The organism is Bartonella sp. AP7XZML, assembly GCF_042195745.1.
In the GTDB taxonomy this organism is placed as follows: Bacteria; Pseudomonadota; Alphaproteobacteria; order Rhizobiales; family Rhizobiaceae; genus Bartonella.
Genome location: NZ_JBHIOT010000067.1, coordinates 1 through 1,077 on the forward strand (window position 1 = coordinate 1; position 1,077 = coordinate 1,077).

At 30.9% G+C, this 1,077-nt stretch carries 2 protein-coding genes; both read right to left on the reverse strand.

The features are described 5' to 3' along the window. Positions 1 to 117: 117 nt before the first annotated feature. Positions 118 to 441 carry a helix-turn-helix domain-containing protein gene (locus ACFILT_RS05105; protein ID WP_375639610.1) on the reverse strand — a complete coding sequence of 108 codons (324 nt, stop codon included), beginning with the start codon at positions 439 to 441 and terminating at the stop codon, positions 118 to 120. A gap of 1 nt (position 442) precedes the next feature. Further along, entirely contained in the window at positions 443 to 793 is a 351-nt protein-coding gene (locus tag ACFILT_RS05110) for a type II toxin-antitoxin system RelE/ParE family toxin (RefSeq protein ID WP_041581387.1), read from the reverse strand. Positions 794 to 1,077 lie beyond the last annotated feature (284 nt).

The following is a 1,077-nucleotide window of genomic DNA, read 5'->3' on the forward strand; positions in this document are numbered from 1 at the left end:
AATTATTTTATATGAATCCACTCAAGAATCCATCTTTTTATGCATGATTCATTTGACCATTTTTTATATAAGATTGCCATGCATGAATAGATCCCAAAAAGCTAATCATAAAGAAGTTTAAGAAGAAAAAACAACTTCAAAATGTCCTTCAAGCGTTTTAACTTCTTTCGGATTAACAATAATCTTTATATCGTTTCCCAATTTTGCCAAACACTCAAGCATTTTCATTTCACTAATTCCTCGAAATTCTCCACTTAAGAGTTTAGACAGTTTTGGTTGAGTCATTTTCAAAAGTTGACTAGCCTGTTTTTGTGTTAAGTTCTTTTCTTTCAGAATTTGACTAATCTTATGAGCAAGTTGCGCTTTGATAAGCATCTCTCTGGAATCTGAAAAGCCAAGATCCGCATAAACATTGGAACTACCCTGAAAAACATTGATCATTTTAATTCCCTTCTAATTGTTCTGCTAACTTGAGACGTTCTTTAATCAGATTAATGTCTGGTTTTGGTGTTGCAATGCCACGGGTCGATTTTTTCTGAAAACAATGCAACACATAAAGAGATTTTTTATATTGTATCGTATAAACAGCGCGATAAGTTCCTTGAATATCGCGTTCAATAATTTCTAGAACATTGGCAGATCCAAACCCCTTGAGAACCTTAACATTTTCTCCTCTATCTCCTATCTGAGCAAGATAAAGAGCATAACCAATCCTTTGTTGAATAAGATCAGGAAGACTTTTTATATCTTTGAGTGAAGAACCAAGCCATATGATACGTTTTATTTTACTCATGATTATTAATATACCCATATGGGTATATTTTCAAGTGGTTATTCTAATTTTGTGATTTTTTAATAACTATTATTAATAAAATTGACTTGATAAAAATGGTAACAAAAAAACCATAATTGTTTATTTGTTTTATGAAAAGCTGCTTTGTAAAAACCAACGCTTCCAAATGTAAAAAGAACGTTTTTTACAGATATTTATTGAATATGCATTTGCTTTTGATTGGATTGTTAAAGCTACCGAGCGTTTTGATTTGTTTGATAAGTTTTCATATCTCTAATAGAGCG